Origin of the sequence: Mycobacterium simulans (assembly GCF_900232995.1) — a bacterium.
Taxonomy (GTDB): Bacteria; Actinomycetota; Actinomycetes; order Mycobacteriales; family Mycobacteriaceae; genus Mycobacterium; species Mycobacterium simulans.
Genome location: NZ_OCVX01000007.1, coordinates 78,928 through 97,031 on the forward strand (window position 1 = coordinate 78,928; position 18,104 = coordinate 97,031).

The 18,104-nt window shown below is 65.3% G+C and carries 17 protein-coding genes; 8 read left to right on the forward strand and 9 right to left on the reverse strand.

Annotation, left to right across the window (positions count from 1 at the left end; translation table 11 throughout):
• Positions 1-74: 74 nt before the first annotated feature.
• The 4 genes from MSIMFI_RS22475 to MSIMFI_RS22490 all read right to left on the reverse strand — a co-directional run bounded on the left by MSIMFI_RS22475 (position 75) and on the right by MSIMFI_RS22490 (position 7,118).
• Positions 75-2,183 carry a substrate-binding domain-containing protein gene (locus MSIMFI_RS22475; protein ID WP_191499228.1) on the reverse strand — a complete coding sequence of 703 codons (2,109 nt, stop codon included), beginning with the start codon at positions 2,181-2,183 and terminating at the stop codon, positions 75-77.
• 50 nt (positions 2,184-2,233) lie between these two features.
• Positions 2,234-4,432, reverse strand: coding sequence for a malate synthase G (locus tag MSIMFI_RS22480; protein ID WP_191499229.1), 2,199 nt, complete (start codon positions 4,430-4,432; stop codon positions 2,234-2,236).
• Positions 4,433-4,698: 266 nt separating this feature from the next.
• Positions 4,699-5,751 (reverse strand): hemolysin family protein, encoded by a 1,053-nt coding sequence (locus tag MSIMFI_RS22485; protein ID WP_186243253.1) that lies wholly within the window; start codon positions 5,749-5,751, stop codon positions 4,699-4,701.
• A complete protein-coding gene (locus MSIMFI_RS22490; protein WP_191499230.1) occupies positions 5,748-7,118 on the reverse strand; it encodes a hemolysin family protein in 1,371 nt (456 codons plus the stop codon). Before MSIMFI_RS22490 ends, MSIMFI_RS22485 begins: the two co-directional genes overlap by 4 nt.
• Between MSIMFI_RS22490 and MSIMFI_RS22495 the strand changes: the two genes are divergently transcribed.
• On the forward strand, positions 7,081-7,272 hold the full coding sequence (locus MSIMFI_RS22495) for a hypothetical protein (protein WP_186246072.1): 192 nt from the start codon (positions 7,081-7,083) through the stop codon (positions 7,270-7,272). The genes MSIMFI_RS22490 and MSIMFI_RS22495 overlap by 38 nt on opposite strands.
• A 33-nt stretch (positions 7,273-7,305) precedes the next feature.
• Here the strand turns inward: MSIMFI_RS22495 and MSIMFI_RS22500 are convergent, their stop codons facing one another.
• From MSIMFI_RS22500 to MSIMFI_RS22515, 4 genes are all read right to left on the reverse strand, one after another.
• A complete protein-coding gene (locus tag MSIMFI_RS22500; RefSeq protein WP_191499231.1) occupies positions 7,306-8,742 on the reverse strand; it encodes a GuaB1 family IMP dehydrogenase-related protein in 1,437 nt (478 codons plus the stop codon).
• A 15-nt stretch (positions 8,743-8,757) separates the two neighbouring features.
• Complete coding sequence (gene gndA, locus MSIMFI_RS22505; protein WP_191499232.1) at positions 8,758-10,209, reverse strand: NADP-dependent phosphogluconate dehydrogenase; 1,452 nt, start codon at positions 10,207-10,209, stop codon at positions 8,758-8,760.
• A gap of 115 nt (positions 10,210-10,324) precedes the next feature.
• Positions 10,325-11,275 (reverse strand): M56 family metallopeptidase, encoded by a 951-nt coding sequence (locus MSIMFI_RS22510; RefSeq protein ID WP_191499233.1) that lies wholly within the window; start codon positions 11,273-11,275, stop codon positions 10,325-10,327.
• A gap of 14 nt (positions 11,276-11,289) precedes the next feature.
• On the reverse strand, positions 11,290-11,706 hold the full coding sequence (locus MSIMFI_RS22515; RefSeq protein WP_186243258.1) for a BlaI/MecI/CopY family transcriptional regulator: 417 nt from the start codon (positions 11,704-11,706) through the stop codon (positions 11,290-11,292).
• A 369-nt stretch (positions 11,707-12,075) separates the two neighbouring features.
• On the opposite strand from MSIMFI_RS22515, the gene MSIMFI_RS22520 reads away from it, so the two are divergent.
• From MSIMFI_RS22520 to MSIMFI_RS22550, 7 genes are all read left to right on the forward strand, one after another.
• Positions 12,076-12,507, forward strand: a complete 432-nt coding sequence (locus MSIMFI_RS22520) for a PaaI family thioesterase (protein WP_191499234.1) — start codon at positions 12,076-12,078, stop codon at positions 12,505-12,507.
• A 66-nt stretch (positions 12,508-12,573) separates the two neighbouring features.
• Positions 12,574-12,876: an urease subunit gamma gene (locus MSIMFI_RS22525; protein WP_191499235.1), complete on the forward strand. Its 303-nt coding sequence runs from the start codon at positions 12,574-12,576 to the stop codon at positions 12,874-12,876.
• On the forward strand, positions 12,873-13,184 hold the full coding sequence (locus MSIMFI_RS22530) for an urease subunit beta (protein ID WP_191499236.1): 312 nt from the start codon (positions 12,873-12,875) through the stop codon (positions 13,182-13,184). The genes MSIMFI_RS22525 and MSIMFI_RS22530 overlap by 4 nt, the downstream gene beginning before the upstream one ends.
• Positions 13,184-14,905 (forward strand): urease subunit alpha, encoded by a 1,722-nt coding sequence (locus tag MSIMFI_RS22535; RefSeq protein WP_191499237.1) that lies wholly within the window; start codon positions 13,184-13,186, stop codon positions 14,903-14,905. Before MSIMFI_RS22530 ends, MSIMFI_RS22535 begins: the two co-directional genes overlap by 1 nt.
• Positions 14,906-14,913: 8 nt before the next feature.
• Positions 14,914-15,549 carry an urease accessory protein UreF gene (locus MSIMFI_RS22540; RefSeq protein WP_191499797.1) on the forward strand — a complete coding sequence of 212 codons (636 nt, stop codon included), beginning with the start codon at positions 14,914-14,916 and terminating at the stop codon, positions 15,547-15,549.
• Positions 15,550-15,558: 9 nt separating this feature from the next.
• Entirely contained in the window at positions 15,559-16,260 is a 702-nt protein-coding gene (ureG, locus tag MSIMFI_RS22545) for an urease accessory protein UreG (protein WP_191499238.1), read from the forward strand.
• 9 nt (positions 16,261-16,269) lie between these two features.
• The gene (locus MSIMFI_RS22550; protein ID WP_191499239.1) at positions 16,270-16,914 is read left to right on the forward strand and encodes an urease accessory protein UreD; all 645 of its coding nucleotides are present in this window, start codon (positions 16,270-16,272) and stop codon (positions 16,912-16,914) included.
• A gap of 190 nt (positions 16,915-17,104) precedes the next feature.
• On the opposite strand, the gene MSIMFI_RS29810 is transcribed toward MSIMFI_RS22550, so the two are convergent.
• A complete protein-coding gene (locus MSIMFI_RS29810) occupies positions 17,105-17,959 on the reverse strand; it encodes a PE family protein (protein ID WP_191499240.1) in 855 nt (284 codons plus the stop codon).
• Positions 17,960-18,104: the final 145 nt, after the last annotated feature.

The following is an 18,104-nucleotide window of genomic DNA, read 5'->3' on the forward strand; positions in this document are numbered from 1 at the left end:
AGGCTTTGGGCAGTGGGTGATGTACCAGGCCGCATCCGAGCCGCTGTTCACGATGGGACCTTTGCGGCAGCCGATCAGCTCAAGAAGGTGTCGACTGCCGTGGCGAGGTCAGGAGTGGCCGACGTCGGCAGGTTCTGGTAGCTGCCGCCGCTGAGCCGTGCGACGGCTTCCCAGGTTGCCCGGTCCGGGTCGCCACCGAAGTCGATGACGTTGACCGCGACCGGCTTGGCGGGGTCGGCGCTGGTGCGAATGAAATCCTCCAAGCCCGGCCCGTCAAGGGTCTTGTCCGTGTGCGGCCCCGCAGTGATCACCAGCACCGAATTCTCTTGACCAGCACGGAAATTGGCCTGCATCTCCTGATAGATCATGCGCAGCGTGGTAAACGACACCGCACCGCCGTTGGATGAATACTGCTTGTCCAGCGCGGCCAGCAGGGCCGCTGAGCGCGGCTGACCGTTGACCTGGTCGGCCAACGGCCCGGCCGACACCTCCGCGCGCCCCTCGTGGCCGTCGAACGTCCACAGCCCTACCACCGAGCTGGGGGGCAACACCTTGATCCGGTTGTCGAGCGCCGTGACCACGTTGGCCAGCCGGGTCTTGCCGCCCTCATCGTTGGGCATCGACTGGTCAAGCATGATGGTTGCGGCCACTCCGGTCGACGGCGTGGCCATCGTGTCGGCCAGGGTAGCCCGCATTCCGTCGTCGCCGACCGACAAAGTGCCGGGCAGTGCCGCAAAACTGGTGACCTGGCTGCTCGGCGGCTTGACTCCGCTGACGCGGAACCCCGCCTTGGCCAGCTTCGCGAGTTGCTCTGGCTTGTGCATGTACCTGGCGAAAGCGCTGGCAGCCGTGGTCTGTTCCGGCGATAGCCACGAGCCGCTGAGCAGCACGGTGGGGTAGTCAGCCAGTGCCACCGGCCCGGGCGGTAGCCAGGATCCCAGCTTGTTCTTGGCATCGGAGAGCGACTGGCCGCGCTGGAACAGCTCCTGTTCGGTGGTGATCACCGCGTGCACTGGTGCCGCCGCCACATCGCCAGGCTTGAGCAGCGCATTCATCGCCTCGCCGAGAGAGTCGTCGCCAAGCTTGGGTTGCGCGCCCATCAGTGTGCGCACCGCACCGGTGCCGGCGGTTGGTGGCGCGCCAGTTGGTGCCGACGCGGCTGCAATGGCCTCACCGGCCAGAAACGCGGCGTCGCCATTACCGCTGACCGGCAGAGACAGCCGCAACGATCCCCAGGTCGGCATGTTCAAACCGGCCAACGAATCGGGCTTCGTTTGTAAGCCGGGGAGCGCGGCCCAGTTCTGGTTGGACAGGGCCTTCTGGAATTCGGGTCGGATGGCAAGCAACACCGGCGACGTCACCAGCGAACGGCTGTCGCTAATGATTTTCTGGCCCGCGGCTCCGGCGAGCCGTGCCGCAGAGATCGAGCTACCGGGAATCCCCAATCCGGGTTGGCCGCCCAGCTCGGATGGCCATTTGCCGATGAAACCTGCGATGACGGCGTCGGAGCCGGCCGGTTTCACTGCCACCGCCACACACCGGTCACCGATCGGGCCGGCCGACGCGTTGTAGCTGTCGGCGAAACCCTTCACCTGGTCGGCGATCGTCGGGTCAGCGATCACGGCAACTGTGTCCTTGCCTCCCACACAGCGCGCGGCCGCCGTGTGCGAGCGGTGCGACAACGCGTCACTGAAAAAGCCCCACAGGATCACCCCGGCCACCACCACCACGACAGCAACAAGAGCCACGATCACACCGACGCTCACGCCGCGTCGTCCGCCTGGGCTGCGGTGGCCGCCTTGCCATTCGCCCAGACCCCGGCGTCCGGCGGCACGGAACAGGGGCGGGGGCGCGGCCCCTGGCTCCGGCCCCGCCGGCTCAGAGCTCGGCGGGCGCGATCCAAAGTCGGGGTACTCGTCGGCATTGGGTGCCGAATACGCGCCGAGCGTGGGGTAGTGGTCCTCGTCGGTGTAGCTGTAGCTCGTCGGGGAGTCGAAGGGCAACGGGCCGGGCGCAGCCTCAGGGAACCCGGCGTCGGCGCCAGGCCCGGCTTCGTGGGCACCACCCGGGCCTTCGGCTACCTCATCGCCCGCGCCCTGATGATCGGCAGGGTATTCATCAGACGGCTCAGGGGCGGAATCGGGGGCGTAATCCTCAGGGTCGGGCTTACTGTGCCTACCCATACTGGCGTGTGCGTCCTCTCCGTCGAACGTTGCACCGCTTCAAGCGGCAATCATGCACCAGAGCGGGCCTTAAATTCGCGACGACGGCGATGCAGGATCGGCTCTGTGTAACCGTTGGGCTGCTGCCCACCGGACAAAATCAGATCCTGGGCGGCCAGGAAGGCGACGCTGTCGTCGAAGTTCGGCGCCATCGGACGATATGCCGCGTCGCCGGCGTTTTGCTGATCGACGAACGGCGCCATTCGTTCCAGGCTGGCACGCACGTCCTGGCTGGTGATCACGCCGTGGCGCAGCCAGTTGGCCAGCAATTGACTGGAGATCCGCAGGGTGGCCCGGTCCTCCATGAGCGCCACATTGTGGATGTCGGGGACCTTCGAACAGCCGACACCCTGCTCGACCCAGCGCACCACGTAGCCGAGGATGGACTGGCAATTGTTGTCGACCTCCTCGCGGATCTCCTCAGGGGCCCAGGCCAGTTCCTTGGCCAGCGGAATCGTCAGCAGCTGGTCGATGGTGGTGCGGGTCTTGCCTTCGAGCTCCTTCTGCACGGCGAACACGTCCACTTGGTGGTAATGCATCGCGTGCAGGGTTGCCGCGGTCGGCGAAGGTACCCAGGCGGTGGTGGCGCCGGCCTTGGGCTGGCCGATCTTCTGCTCGACCATGTCGGCCATCAGCTCGGTCATCGCCCACATGCCCTTGCCGATCTGAGCCTTTCCGGTGAAGCCGGCGGCAAGCCCGATGTCGACGTTGGCGTCCTCGTAGGCCTTGATCCACGTGGTGTTCTTCATCGCACCCTTGCGGATCATCGGGCCGGCCTCCATCGACGTGTGGATTTCGTCGCCCGTGCGGTCCAGGAAGCCCGTGTTGATGAACACCACTCGGTCGGCGGCGGCCTTGATGCAGGCCTTGAGGTTGACCGTGGTACGGCGTTCCTCGTCCATGATGCCGACCTTGAGGGTGCCCTGCGGCAACCCGAGCACATCCTCCACGCGGCTGAACAGCTCGCAGGTGAAGGCCACCTCGGCCGGGCCGTGCATCTTGGGTTTGACGATGTAGATGGAACCGGTACGGCTATTGGTCAACGGCCCGTTTAGGTCACCGGTCTTGAGTCCATGGATCGCGATCAGGCCGGTGAACAGCGCATCCATGATGCCTTCGAAGACTTCATTTTCCCGGCCGTCGGCCTCGCTTACAAGGATGGCGTCGTTGGTCATCAGATGGCCGACGTTGCGGACGAACAACACGCTGCGTCCGGGCAGGGTCAATTCGCCGCCGTCGAGGGTGCTGTAGGTGCGGTCCGCGTTGAGCACGCGGGTGAAGGTCTTGCCGTCCTTGGTGACTTCCTCGGTCAGGTCGCCCTTGTTCAGGCCGAGCCAATTGCGGTAGCCGAGCACCTTGTCGTCGGCGTCGACGGCGGCCACCGAGTCCTCGAAGTCCATGATTGTGGTGATCGCCGACTCCAGGATCACGTCCTTAACACCAGCCCGGTCGGTGGCACCAATGGGTGATTCCGGGTCGATCTGGATCTCGATGTGCAGACCGTGGTTGACCAGCAGCACCGACCAGTTGGGGGACCCGAGTTCGCCGGTGTACCCGAGGAACTTCTCCGGGCTGGCTAACCCGCTGGCCTCCGCACCGACGGCGATCTGCAGCTGGCCGTCGACAATGCTCACCCCCGTCGCGTCGGCCCATGAGCCCGACGCCAGCGGGACAGCTTGATCGAGGAACTTGCGTGCGTAGGCGATGACCTTGTCACCGCGAACCTTGTTGTAGCCGCTGCCCTTTTCAGCTCCGTCATCTTCTGAGATGACGTCTGTCCCATACAGGGCGTCGTAGAGGGAGCCCCAGCGTGCGTTGGCCGCATTCAGTGCGAATCGTGCGTTGAGAACCGGCACCACAAGCTGGGGACCGGCAGTCGTGGTGATCTCGTCATCGACCCCGGATGTGGTGATGGTGAAGTCGTCGGGTTCGGGTAGCAGGTAGCCAATTTCGGTGAGGAACTGACGGTAAGCCTCCACGTCGAGCGGCTCGATCACCCGATGCCGGTGCCACTTGTCGATTTGCGCTTGCAGCTCGTCGCGGGTGTTCAGCAGAGCCTGGTTCTGCGGTGTGAGGTCGGTGACGATCTTGTCGACGCCCGCCCAGAAGCTGTCCGGGTCAATGTCGGTGCCAGGAAGGGCCTCGCTGTTCACGAAGTCGTAGAGCACCCGAGCGACGCGCAAGTTGCCCGCCGACACGCGATCAGTCATGGTTCTCCTCTGTCATGGCCGTCCCCGGCCCCTCCACTGGCTACTACGTCAGCCTACCGAGCTGCAGCCCGACGAGCGTATCCGGCCGACCCGCAACAGCAGGTCACGCCGCGCTAGAAGCTTCGCGCGCTGCGACCCGGCGGGCCATACGAACCGCTTTCTGGCAACACGTGTACATGGGATTGATACGTTTTCCCTACGCTCCCGTTACCCATGGCCGCTCAGATCATACGGGCTGCACACGACGACGCCCGGCGGCCCGGGCGTCAGTCTCGGTGTATCCCGTCACGCATGGTGCCGACCAAGTCGGCCACTAGATCCTCCAGCGCCAACATGGCAACCACCGTGCCGTCATCGGCGGTCACCAATGCCAGATGGCTATTACTGCGACGCAGGTGTGACAAGGCATCGGGGAGCCCCAGCGAACTGGGGACAAGCGGCAGCGGACGCACCAGGGCTAGATCGATCACGGTGTGCGGATCGTCACCGAGCGCCAGCACGTCTTTGATGTGCAGGTATCCGACGTACTTGGCATCGCGGCCCACGACCGGAAACCTGGAGTAACCGGTCTGAGCGAGGGCCTCTTCGATCGCGCCGATCGTGGGCCCGGAGCCCGGTGCCGCGACCGGCACTGCGTGGACGTTGACCAGCGGCACCGCAACATCGCCAACCACCCGAGTGCGAACCCGCAACGCGCGGGTTAGCCGCGTGTGCTCCTCGGGATCCAGCAGACCTTCGGATACCGATTCCGCCATCATCTCGCTCAGCTCGACCGTGGAGACGGTGATGTCAAGCTCGTCTTTGGGCTGCACCCCAAGCGCCCGCAGTATCGCCTTGGCACTCCTGTCATAGAGCCCGACGAACGGGCGAGCGGCCCGCATATAGATCAGGTATGGCGGCACCAATAGCATCGCTGTCTTCTCCGGTCCCGCGATGGCGATATTCTTCGGCACCATCTCACCGAGCAACACATGCAGGGCGACCACAATCGCCAGCGCAACCACGAAAGCCAGCGGATGCAGCAGCGCGTCCGGCATGCCGACCAGGCGCAACGGTGTCTCCAGCAGATGGGCGACAGCTGGCTCGCCGATCCGGCCGAGCAGGATCGAAGCCACCGTGATACCCAACTGAGCTCCCGTCAGCATCAGCGCGAGCTGCTCATTGGCCCGGATCACCGTGACCGCGCTTGCTCTGCCCTGCTCAGCTAGGGCTTCGAGTCGGTCGCGGCGGGCTGAGATGAGTGCAAATTCGGCGCTCACCAAGAATGCGTTGGCACCCAGCAGCAGGATCGTCAGCAGCACTGCCAGCATGGCATTCATCGGCTGCCCCCGCCCAATCCGGATTCATCGTGCCGGCCCAATTGAGTCAGCTCCAGGAGGTCGATCCGGCGGCCGTCCATCTGGACTACCGTGGCCTGCCAGCTCGCCGAATCATCTGGTAGGCCATCGGTATTCAGGGCGGTCAGCTCAACGGTTTCGCCGGCAACCGGGATGTGGCCCAGCTCCCGAAGAACCAACCCGCCGATTGTCTCGTAGGGCCCCTCGGCCGCTCGATAGCCAGTGGCGGTTGCCACCTCGTCGATGCGCAACAGGCCCGATACCCGCCATCCATTGTCTGCCGCTTGCACATGGGGCGTTGCGTCGTCGTGCTCATCGCGGACGTCGCCAACAATCTCTTCGATCAAATCCTCGACGGTGACCATGCCGGCGGTGCCGCCATACTCGTCGACAACCATCGCGGTCTGTAAAGCGTTGGCGCGAATCTGCGCCATCACCGCATCCCCATCCAGCGTCGAGGGCACCACTGCCACTGGCTTGGCGACCGTGGTCAGCAACGTGTGCGAACGAGCGGCGGGCGGAACCTCGAACACCTGCTTGACGTGCACGATGCCGACGGTCTCGTCGAGATCACCCCGGACCAACGGGAAACGCGAGAACCCGGACGCGGCGACTGCCGCGACCAGATCTGCAATGGTGTCGTCGGTCTGCAATGCCACGATCTTCGACCGGGGCGTCATCAGCTCCTCGGCCGTGAGAGCGCCGAACTGCAGTGAGCGGTGCATCAGCGAAGCGGTGGCGTCGTCAAGCGAGCCGCTGCGTGCCGAGTTCCGTACCAGCGACACCAGTTCCTGCGGTGTGCGGGCCGACCGCAGCACTTCGGCCGGCTCGATGCCGAGTCGACGCAGGATCCAGTTCGCCGCGCCGTTCGTCAGCCGGATGGCCGGCGTGAACAGCACCGAGAACAGCCATTGGGGAAGCGCGACCGCGCGGGCGGTCCGCAGGGGCCGAGCCACAGCGAGGTACTTGGGGACCAGCTCGCCGAACACCATCGAAACCGAGGTCACGATGACCAGCGCCAAGAACGTCGTGATTGTGTCGGACATTTTGTCCGGTATCCCCATGGCGTCCAGCCACGGATGCGGCAGCTCTGCCACTAGCGGTTCGGTGAGGTAACCGGTTGCCAGCGTGGTGATCGAGATACCCAACTGAGCCCCCGACAACTGGAACGACAACCTGCGGTGGGCACGCTGGATGAAACGGTCGCGGCTGGCGCCGCTTCGGGCGTTGGCCTCAACTGTGCTGCGATCCAGCGCGGTCAGTGAGAATTCCGCCGCGACGAACACCGCGGTACCGAATGTGAGCGCCAAAATGGCCAGCACGCTGACCACGGTGCCGATCAGGATCATGGGCCGCCCGGATGTCGTGCTGCCGCAGCAGCTCGCGCCGCCCCGGATGGCCGCTCGTCCCGGATGCCTGCGGCCCCGACGGGTGCCTGCGGCACGTCAACCCTTTCCCTCGATGCCGCGCAACGCGTTGCTGCGGGGTGAATTCACATGGTAGCGAAGATGTGAATCGGACCCCGCCGAGACGCGGTCACCAACCGGTGGGCAGGGGATGGCCTTCGGCGAAGCCGGCCGCCGACTGCACACCGACCACGGCCCGCTCATGCAGCTCCGCCAGGTTCGAGGCACCAACGTAGGTGCAGGTGCTGCGCACGCCGGAGGTGATGTGGTCGACGAGGTCTTCGACCCCACCGCGGTCGGGGTCGAGCCCCATCCGCGATGTCGAGATGCCTTCTTCGAACAATGCCTTGCGAGCTTGGTCGAAGGGACTGTCCGCGGCCGTGCGGGCGACGACCGCCCGCTTGGACGCCATCCCGTAGCTCTCCTTGAAAGGCTGATCGTCACGGTCCCGCATCAGGTCACCGGGGGACTCGTAGGTACCGGCGAACCAGGACCCAATCATCACGTTCGACGCGCCGGCCGCTAGCGCCAGTGCCACGTCGCGCGGATGACGGATTCCGCCGTCTGCCCACACGTGGCCACCGAGTTCTCTTGCAGCAGAGGCACATTCGAGCACCGCGGAGAATTGCGGGCGGCCCACACCGGTCATCATGCGGGTGGTGCACATGGCGCCGGGGCCGACACCGACCTTGACGATGCTCGCGCCGGCCTCGAGCAGATCACGAGTTCCCTCCGCGGACACCACATTTCCCGCCGCCAGCGGCACACCCAAGTCCAGGGATGAGACCGCACCGATCGCCTCCAGCGTCTTGACCTGGTGTCCGTGAGCGGTGTCGATGACCAGCAGGTCGATACCGGCCTCGGCAAGGGCACGGGCCTTGGCGCCCACGTCGCCGGTGATACCGACGGCCGCGCCGACCCGCAGCCGGCCCGCGGTGTCGGTGGCGGGGGTATATATACCGGCGCGGATCGCTCCGGTGCGACTCAGCACTCCCGCCAACTTGCCATCGGTGCTGGTCAATACCGCGACATCGATCGGAGCGTGCTCGAGCAAATCGAAGACCTTGCGCGGTTCGGTGCCAGCGGGGGCGGTCACGAAATCCGCCACGGCGATGTCCCGCACCCGGGTGAAGCGATCCACACCCATGCACGACGATTCGCAGACCAAACCGATTGGGCGGCCCTCGAAGACCACCACCGCAACCCCGTGCGCGCGTTTGTGGATCAGGGCCATCGCATCCGATACCGAATCGTCGGGCGCCAGCATCACCGGGGTGTCGAGCACCAGATCTCGGCTCTTGACGAAATCCACCGTCTGCTGCACCGCCGGGATCGGCAGATCCTGGGGCAGGATCACGATGCCACCGCGGCGGGCTACCGTCTCGGCCATCCGTCGTCCGGCTACCGCGGTCATGTTGGCGACCACCACCGGAATGGTGGTGCCCGAGCCGTCGGTGGTGGACAAATCGACGTCGAACCGCGATGCGACGTTGGAGCGGTTCGGCACGATGAACACGTCGTTGTAGGTCAGGTCATACCCGGGTCGGTGCCCGTCTAAAAACCTCATCGCTGGTGCAATTCGTTAGGCCGGTACTTCGCTGCGATCTCCGCTCCACAGGGTGTGGAACTTGCCCGGCTCGTCGATCCGCCCGTAGGTGTGCGCACCGAAGAAGTCGCGCTGGGCCTGGGTGAGCGCCGCAGGCAACCGCTCGGTGCGCAACCCGTCGTAATACGAGAGGGCCGACGAGAATCCGGGAGTTGGAATACCCAATTGAGCCGCCGTGACTACCACCCGCCGCCAACTGTCGATGGCCGCCTCCACGGCGCTGCGGAAATACGGCGCGACGATCAGGCTGGCCAGGTTTGGGTCGGCGTCGAAGGCTTCCTTGATGCGGTTGAGGAATTTGGCCCGAATGATGCAGCCACCGCGCCAGATGGTCGCCAGGTCGCCCGCGGTGATCTGCCAGCCGTAGTCAGCGCTGCCGGCCTGGATGTGGTTGAAACCCTGCGCATACGCCACGATCTTGGACGCATACAAGGCCTGACGGACGTCTTCGGTGAAAGTCTCGTGATCGGTGGGTTTCTCGCCGAGCTTGCCCGACGCCAGCCCTATGGTGGCCTTGCGTTGCGCCACCGAACCGGACAGGGCGCGGGCGAACACGGCCTCGGCTATTCCGGTTACCGGCACCCCGAGATCCAGTGCTGACTTGACCGTCCAGCGGCCGGTGCCCTTTTGTTCGGCTTCATCCAGAATGATGTCGACCAGCGGCTTACCGGTCTTGACGTCGTTCTGGCGCAGCACCTCGGCGGTGATCTCGACCAGGTAGCTGTCCAGGTCGCCCTTGTTCCAGTCAGTGAATACGTCGGCGATCTGCGGTGCATCCAGGCCTAGTCCATCGCGCAGTAGCTGATAGGCCTCGCCGATGAGCTGCATATCGGAGTACTCGATGCCGTTGTGGACCATCTTTACGAAGTGTCCGGACCCGTCGGGGCCGATGTGGGTACAGCAGGGGACGCCGTCGACGTGGGCGGAGATCTCCTCGAGCAGCGGGCCCAGCGACTTGTACGACTCGGCGGGCCCACCCGGCATGATCGACGGACCGTTCAGGGCTCCCTCTTCGCCGCCGGAGATGCCGGCGCCGACGAAGTGCAGGCCACGCTCACGCATCGCTTTTTCCCGGCGCATGGTGTCGGTGAACAGCGCATTACCGCCGTCGATGATGATGTCGCCGGGTTCCATGGCGTCCGCGAGCTCGTTGATGACGGCATCCGTGGCGTCACCGGCCTTGACCATGATCAGGACCCGACGCGGGGTCTGCAGCGCGGCAAGGAATTCGGGGATTGTTTCGCTACGGACGAACTTGCCCTCGGACCCGTGCTCTTTAAGCAGGGCATCGGTCTTGGCGACGGACCGATTGTGCAGAGCCACGGTGTACCCGTGCCGGGCGAAGTTTCGGGCGATGTTCGAACCCATCACGGCCAGGCCGGTGACGCCTATCTGTGCGGTGGCGGTGTTCGATTCCGACGAACTCATGTCCTGCCTCTCGGTCGGGCCTCTCACGTTGGAGAATCTTGTCTAGAGCTTTATCGAAAGCCATTCGGACACACTGTGGCACAGCGGACGCGTGATACTCCAATGTGTTGCGGCGCTAGATGGTGATCAGGCGTTGCAGCTCGGTGAGCCACGGTACGGCCAGCGCGATAGTGGGCACCACCAGCACCGCGGCGGCGGCGAGGTAGGCGGCCACGGACAGCGCCAGGCTATTGCCGCGGCCCGAGAGCCGCCGCACCCGCAGCACCGTGGACGGACCCGCTGCGGCCAACGCACCCGATGGCGCCCGCCCGGATGCGCATGCCACCAAGGCGCGGGCCAGGGGAGTGCGCCCGGCAGCCCGCACCGCCGCGTCGTCGGCCAGCAGCTCGACGAGCAGCTGCACCGCGCCCAGCGCATTGGCACTGCGGACCACTCGCGGAAAGGCGGCGTGTACCGCGGTGAACGCTTCCAAGACAAGGTCATGGCGGGCCCGCAGATGAGCTCGCTCATGGGTGAGGATTGCCGCGACTTCGGCGTCACCCAGGGGGTTCAGCGCCCCTTCGCTGACCACGACCCGGCTACGTACGCCGGGCAGACAGTAGGCGAGCGGCTGGGCCACGTCCAAGACGCGAAGGTCGCGAGTCCGCGCGCACGGCTGGGCCAGAGCAGCGTCGCGCCCGACGTGAACCAGATCAATCACCATGCGGTGATGAGCCCGCCGCCGCCGAGTGGCGATGGCACCCCTCAGCACCGCGGCTACCAGCCGCACTCCCACCAGGACCGTTAGCGCGAATACCGCGATGTATGCCGTCCACAACGGCCAGCCGAGCCGGCCCTCGGCTCCGAGAATTGTGGCGGTGGGTCGCCCGTCGGGACCGGGCATGAGCACCCGGCTGGCAATCGCGATGCCTGCGCTGAATGCGGACAGCGCTGCGGCGAGCGCAATGGCCTGCCAGAGCACCATCGCGGCTCGCGGGGCGCGCAACGGCCACGTCGCTCGTGCTAGTAAGGCTGGTGTTGGGCCAGCCAGCAGCACCGCGAGGATGGTGAAGGCCAGCGCGGACACGCTGCTAGTCTCTCTCAGTCCTCCGCTGGAGCGCCAGCAGATGGCGAATTGCGGTGACTCGCTTCCAATTCGGCGAGCGCACGGCGAAGGGCATCCGCCTCATCGGCGCCAACCCGCTCGACAAAGTGCACCAGTGCTGCCTGCCTACTGCCGGAGTCCTCGGCCTGGGCCAGTGCATCGACCATGAGCCCGGCGACTAGTTCGTCGCGGCCATGTACCGGCGCATAGCGGTGCGCCCGATCGTCGCGAATTTGAGAGACCAGATTCTTCTTGGCCAACCGTTGCAGCACGGTCATCACCGTCGTATAGGCGAGGTCGCGCCGCGCCGACAACGCTTCGTGGACTTGGCGAACGGTTTGAGGTTCCGCCGTCGACCACAGGTGATCCATCACGGCGCGTTCCAGATCCCCTAGCCGCGTCAGCTTGGCCATAGTTCACTCATCTCCATCAGGTTGAAACCAGCGTACTCCGGCTTACTACCGACTGTCGTATCCAAAACCGGTCGATGCCAAACGAACGCTGCTAGACCGGCACGCGACATCGGCTCTCTGTGACCGACGTCACGGCGCTGCACATCCGCAAACCGGTCTCTCACGTTGGCAACACTACGCGATGGATGCTTGCAAAATTAGGGCAGCCTTGCCTATGCTGATACCGGTCGAGCGAACAAATGACCGCGGCAGAGTCCTGAGGGCTGCAGCGACCCCCGGTCCACTCGATCGGCGAGCCCCGTGCCTGGTGCACGGGGCTCGCCCGTTTGGGGCTGGGGGCGATGGGGTCGATGGTGTAGACACAAGGACGTGCCATCCTCGCCTGACCCGTCAGACACACCCCAACCGGTTACTCCGCAGGATTTCACGGCCCCGTTCGACACCCAGCTCGGTCTGCAATTCACCGAACTCAGCCCGGATGGCGCCCGCGCGCAGCTCGAGGTCAAGCCCAAGCTGTTGCAGCCGATGGGAATCGTGCACGGCGGCGTCTACTGCTCGATGATCGAGAGCATGGCCAGCGCGGCCGCCTTCACCTGGCTCGCCGCGAACGGAGGCGGAAACGTCGTCGGCGTCAACAACAACACGGACTTCCTGCGCGCCATCACTTCCGGGACGGTGCACGGCAAGGCCGAACCTGTCCACCGTGGTCGGCGTCAACAGCTGTGGTTGGTCACCATCACCGATGATCGCGACCGGGTGGTGGCCCGGGGTCAGGTGCGGTTGCAGAACCTCGAGCCGTAACCCAACGACTGAGGTTGGCTCCGCATGTGCTGAAGTCAGTAACGTGGCGTGGCAGGATCGCAGAGCATGCGCCTGACTCCGCACGAACAGGAGCGATTGCTGCTGTCTTACGCCGCCGAGCTGGCCCGTCGGCGTAGGGCCCGCGGCTTGCGTCTCAACCACCCGGAAGCGGTCGCGGTCATCAGCGACCACATCCTCGAAGGCGCGCGTGACGGTCGCAGCGTCGCCGAACTGATGGTCAGTGGCTGCGAAGTGCTAAACCGCGACGAAGTGATGGAGGGAGTGCCGGAAATGCTGGCTAGTGTTCAGGTGGAGGCGACGTTTCCGGACGGCACCAAGTTGGTGACCGTCCACCACCCGATCACATGATTCCCGGCGAAATCTTCTACGGCAGTGGCGATATCGAGATCAATCCGGCGGCCCAACGACTCGAGATGCAGATCGTCAACACCGGCGATCGCCCGGTACAGGTCGGTAGTCATGTCCACCTCCCCCAGGCCAATGCGGCGCTATCGTTCGACCGCGCCGCGGCCCACGGTTACCGCCTGGACATTCCGGCAGCCACGGCGGTCCGCTTCGAGCCGGGCGTGCCCCAGACTGTCCAATTGGTGCCGCTGGGCGGGCGGCGCGAGGTCCACGGTTTGACGCTGAATCCGCCCGGACGACTGGACATTTGATGGCGGCGCTGTCTAGGCAGAGGTACGCGCACCTGTTTGGCCCCACCACCGGCGACCGGATCAGGCTGGCCGACACCAACCTGCTCGTGGAGATCACCGAGGACCGTAGCGGGGGACCAGGACTGGCCGGGGACGAGGCCGTGTTCGGCGGCGGCAAGGTGTTGCGCGAGTCGATGGGCCAGGGGCGCACGACCCGCGCCGAAGGCGCACCCGACACCGTCATCACCGGCGCGGTGATCATCGACTACTGGGGAATCATCAAGGCTGACATAGGGATTCGCGATGGGCGCATCGTGGCGCTCGGAAAGGCCGGCAACCCCGACACCATGGCGGGCGTGCATCCGGCGCTGGTGGTCGGACCATCGACCGAGCTGATCAAGGGCAATGGACGCATCATCACCGCCGGGACCATCGACTGTCATGTCCACTTGATCTGCCCGCAGATCCTGACCGAAGCGATCGGTGCAGGCACCACGACGATTATCGGGGGTGGCACCGGTCCGGCCTTGGGCACCAAGGCCACCACCGTCACTCCCGGCGAGTGGCACCTGGCCCGGATGCTGGAGTCGCTGGATTCCTGGCCGATGAACTTCGCGCTGCTCGGCAAGGGAAATACCGTGAGCGCCGACGCGCTCTGGGAGCAATTGAATTGCGGTGCTTCAGGTTTCAAGCTACACGAAGATTGGGGATCCACGCCCGCGGCCATCGATGCCTGTTTGACCGTCGCCGATGCGGCCGGTGTGCAGGTGGCGCTGCATTCCGACACCCTCAACGAGATGGGATTCGTCGAGGACACTCTCGCTGCGATCGCCGGTCGTTCGATTCACGCCTACCACACGGAAGGCGCTGGTGGCGGACACGCTCCGGACATCATCACCATTGCGGCACAGCCGAATGTGCTGCCCAGCTCCACCAACCCGACCCGCCCGCACACGGTCAATACCCTCGACGAGCACCTCGACATGCTGATGGAGTGTCACCACCTCAATCCCCGGATTCCGGAGGATCTGGCGTTCGCCGAAAGTCGGATCCGGCCGTCCACCATCGCCGCTGAGGATCTGTTACACGACATGGGCGCGATCTCGATGATTGGCAGCGATTCCCAGGCGATGGGCCGCGTCGGCGAAGTGGTGTTGCGCACGTGGCAGACCGCGCATGTGATGAAAGCGCGCCGTGGAGCTCTTGCCGGTGATGGTGCAGCCGACAACATGCGCGTCCGGCGCTACATCGCCAAATACACCATCTGCCCTGCCATCGCGCACGGCCTGGACCACGAGATCGGTTCGGTCGAGGTGGGCAAGTTGGCCGATCTGGTGTTGTGGGAGCTGCCGTTCTTCGGGGTCCGCCCGCATACCGTGATCAAGGGCGGCGCAATCGCGTGGGCTGCGATGGGTGACGCAAACGCATCGATCCCGCCCCCACAGCCGGTGCTCTCGCGGCCGATGTTCGGCGCGGCGGCGGTAACCGCGGCAGCCACCTCGGTGCACTTCGTCGCGCCGCAATCGATCGAGGCGCGCCTGGCGGACCGGCTCGCGGTCAACCGCCGGCTAGCGCCGGTAAACGATGTGCGTGCGGTCAGCAAGGGTGACCTGCCGCTCAACGATGCCATGCCTAACATCGAAGTCGATCCCGACACCTTCACCGTGCGTATCGATGGGCAGGTGTGGCAACAGCAGCCGGCAGCCGAACTTCCCATGGCGCAGCGGTACTTCCTGTTCTGATGGCTCAGATTCTCTCGCTAGCAACGCTTTTGGCCTTGGCCGACTCACGGCTGCCCAGCGGCGCGCACGTGCACTCCGGTGGCATCGAAGAAGCTGTCGTCAGCGCGATGGTGACCAACCTGGCCACCCTGGAGGCGTTCCTTAAACGGCGGATCCGCACGCACGGACTGGTCACCGCGTCGATTGCCGTCGCAGTACAGCGCGGCGATCTCGCCCTTGATGACGCCGATCGCGAGACCGATGCGCGCACCCCGGCGCCAGCCGCCAGACAGGCGTCGCGCAGCCAGGGCCGGGGGCTGGCGCGTCTGGCGCGTGTGATTTGGCCCGACGCGCAATGGGATGCACTGGGCCTGAGCCCGCATCTTGCGGTTGTCGCCGGGCGCGTCGGAGCGCTGAGCGGCCTCGCCCCCGAGCACAACGCCCTGCACCTCATCTACACGACGATGACCGGTTCGGCCACCGCCGCACAGCGACTGCTGGCGCTGGACCCCGCCGACGTGGCCGCTCTGACCTTCCGACTCTCCGACCTATGCGAAGGCACCGCCGTCGAGGCAACCGCCGGACTCGCCGACTTATCCGACCCCTTGCTCGACGCGCTCGCACAGCATCATGCCGAACGCGATCGGCCCCTGTTCGCCTCCTGAAAGGTAAAAATGCCACCACATTCCCACTCTCACACCCACTCTCACACCCACTCTCACACCCACTCTCACCCACACGCACACATCGATCGGCCAAAGCGGGTCCGCCAGCCCGGAGAGCCGCTGCGGATCGGCGTCGGCGGCCCCGTGGGGTCCGGCAAGACAGCGCTGGTCGCCGCACTGTGTCGGCAGTTGCGGGACGAGCTGTCGGTGGCGGTACTGACCAACGACATCTACACCACCGAAGACGCCGACTTCCTGCGCAAACACGCGGTCCTGCCCGACGATCGGATCGCGGCCGTGCAGACCGGCGGCTGCCCACACACCGCGATCCGCGACGACATCACCGCGAACCTGGACGCGATCGACGACTTGACCGCCGCCCACGAACGTCTGGACCTGATATTTGTCGAGTCCGGCGGCGACAACCTGACGGCCACCTTCTCTTCGGGCTTGGTGGATGTGCAGATCTTCGTGGTCGATGTGGCAGGCGGCGACAAGGTACCGCGTAAGGGCGGACCCGGAGTTACCTATTCGGATCTATTGGTAGTCAACAAAACTGACCTGGCTCCGCTGGTGGGGGCAGACCTGCGGGTGATGGCGCGCGACGCCGACGCGGTGCGCGGGGGCCGCCCGACCGTGCTGCAATCGTTGACCGAGGATCCAGCCGCCAGCCAGGTTCTGGCCTGGGTTCGCACCCAGCTGGTCGGCTGATGGACACTGATGCTTTCTAGGGTACTGGTTGTCGCGTCACGAAACCGCTTGCCGCGCATCGACTGCCGTGGCGGTATCCAGGCGCGCCGCACCGCACCGGATACCGTGCACCTGGTATCGGCGGCCGCCACGCCCTTGGGAGGCGACACCATAGACATTCGGGTGATCGTCGAGGAAGGCGCGCAACTCAGGCTCCGTAGCGCCGCGGCCACCGTCGCCTTGCCCGGCGGACAGACCCCGACGTCGCATGCCAGCTGGCGGATCGATGTGAGCGGGACCCTGGATGTGGATCTCGAGCCGACGGTTGTCGCTGCGTCAGCCCGGCATTTGTCCCGCGTGGTCGTTGCTCTGCACGACGACGGCCAGATTCGCTTCCGGGAGCGGGTGCAGATCGGCAGATGCAATGAGCGCGAGGGGTTTTGGTCGGGATCGCTGAAGGCCGACCGGGGTGACCGGCCACTGCTGCGGCACCGGGTCGAGCTGGGAGCCGGGTCGGTGGCCGACGACGTCCTTGCCGCACCGGGCGCCACTATCAGCGAGCTGTGCTACCCGGCGAAGGAGATTCCCGACGGGATAGACGCGCGGGCGACCGCGTTGGCGTTGGCCGGCGGCGGGACGCTGACCACCTGGCAGGGCGACCGGTTAGCCGGTTAGCCGTTTATCTCGAAGCAAGTTGTCTAGCTCGGATACATCCAGGCCCGGCGCCGGTATGATCCTTTCGCGAGTCGGCCAGGACCTCGGCGGTGGCGATCAACGCCTGAAACTGGGTCATTCGTCGAAGCAGAATACCGCCGCCCGCGCCGCCGGCGGTGGACCCGCGGTTCGGCGCCCGCGTCACATACGCTCAACTCAACGTCACTGTGGCCGTAAGTGAACCCGGTTGCACCGTAATCACAGCGGGCCCCACTGTGCCCTGGGGTCCAAGCCCAATGCTGATCGTGGCTGACGTGATTGCGCCTGATGATAATTGCTGCACCAGCGCATCAGGCAACGGCAGAGTTAGCGTATATGTCCCGTTAATGCCGTCGCTTACGGCGGTGAGGGGAGCCAACAGGAGTGTCTGGAGGGCGGCCGGCACCTGTCCCCCTAGGAGTTGGCTGACAGCTATTGCGGCGGAATTTTGGAACGACGCCACCATGTTGGCCGGTACAGCCCCCAAAGTAAGGAGCCTTAAGGGGGCCAGTACGGCCTCACCCACGGCAAGATTGCCCGAATAGGAGACGGCCCCTGAATCCGATACCACCTGGTTCATCGTCAGCGTCCCCGGGAACCACGGAATTGGACCATTGTAGATCTGGGTGGCTGCCGCGGGTGCGGTCGAGCCTGTCCCTATCAACGGGTGACCCAGTAACGCCTCGGCGTGGGCATTGGTCACGGCAAGCGCGTCCTGCCCCAGGGTCTGCAACCGCGAGGCGTTGGCGGCCTCGACTGCCGCATATTCCCGCGCACCGGCATTCAGCGCCTGCACAAACTGGGCATGAAACTTCGCCGCCTGAGCACTCAACGCCTGATATTCGTCGCCGTAGGTGCCAAACAGCCTCGCGATCGCCGCCGACACTTCATCGCCGGCCGCGGTCAGCACGTGCGTTGTCGAGCTGGCCGCCGCCGCATTGGCAGCTCCAATCGTCTCCTCGAGCCCGGTCAAACCCTCCGCGGCCGACGCCAAGATCCCAGGAGTCGCTATCACGAAAGACGACATCAACAGCCCCGATCACGATGGGGTCAACACGACCCCACGAAGAAACTTCCGACTGTGCGATCGTCCACCAACAAGGGCGTGCGTAGGCGCGTAGCCGACTACCTAACCTCCACCCCTCCACACCCATCGAACTACCCCACTCAGA

What these genes read in the sequence shown, in the direction of transcription:
- MSIMFI_RS22475 (WP_191499228.1), bottom strand. Translation starts at nt 2,183, where the DNA reads ATGGGTAGGCACAGTAAGCCCGACCCTGAGGATTACGCCCCCGATTCC.
- MSIMFI_RS22480 (WP_191499229.1), bottom strand. Translation starts at nt 4,432, where the DNA reads ATGACTGATCGCGTGTCGGCGGGCAACTTGCGCGTCGCTCGGGTGCTC.
- MSIMFI_RS22485 (WP_186243253.1), bottom strand. Translation starts at nt 5,751, where the DNA reads ATGAATGCCATGCTGGCAGTGCTGCTGACGATCCTGCTGCTGGGTGCC.
- MSIMFI_RS22495 (WP_186246072.1), top strand. Translation starts at nt 7,081, where the DNA reads ATGGCCAGCACGCTGACCACGGTGCCGATCAGGATCATGGGCCGCCCG.
- MSIMFI_RS22490 (WP_191499230.1), bottom strand. Translation starts at nt 7,118, where the DNA reads ATGATCCTGATCGGCACCGTGGTCAGCGTGCTGGCCATTTTGGCGCTC.
- MSIMFI_RS22500 (WP_191499231.1), bottom strand. Translation starts at nt 8,742, where the DNA reads ATGAGGTTTTTAGACGGGCACCGACCCGGGTATGACCTGACCTACAAC.
- gndA (WP_191499232.1), bottom strand. Translation starts at nt 10,209, where the DNA reads ATGAGTTCGTCGGAATCGAACACCGCCACCGCACAGATAGGCGTCACC.
- MSIMFI_RS22515 (WP_186243258.1), bottom strand. Translation starts at nt 11,706, where the DNA reads ATGGCCAAGCTGACGCGGCTAGGGGATCTGGAACGCGCCGTGATGGAT.
- MSIMFI_RS22525 (WP_191499235.1), top strand. Translation starts at nt 12,574, where the DNA reads ATGCGCCTGACTCCGCACGAACAGGAGCGATTGCTGCTGTCTTACGCC.
- MSIMFI_RS22530 (WP_191499236.1), top strand. Translation starts at nt 12,873, where the DNA reads ATGATTCCCGGCGAAATCTTCTACGGCAGTGGCGATATCGAGATCAAT.
- MSIMFI_RS22535 (WP_191499237.1), top strand. Translation starts at nt 13,184, where the DNA reads ATGGCGGCGCTGTCTAGGCAGAGGTACGCGCACCTGTTTGGCCCCACC.
- ureG (WP_191499238.1), top strand. Translation starts at nt 15,559, where the DNA reads ATGCCACCACATTCCCACTCTCACACCCACTCTCACACCCACTCTCAC.
- MSIMFI_RS22550 (WP_191499239.1), top strand. Translation starts at nt 16,270, where the DNA reads ATGCTTTCTAGGGTACTGGTTGTCGCGTCACGAAACCGCTTGCCGCGC.
- MSIMFI_RS29810 (WP_191499240.1), bottom strand. Translation starts at nt 17,959, where the DNA reads ATGTCGTCTTTCGTGATAGCGACTCCTGGGATCTTGGCGTCGGCCGCG.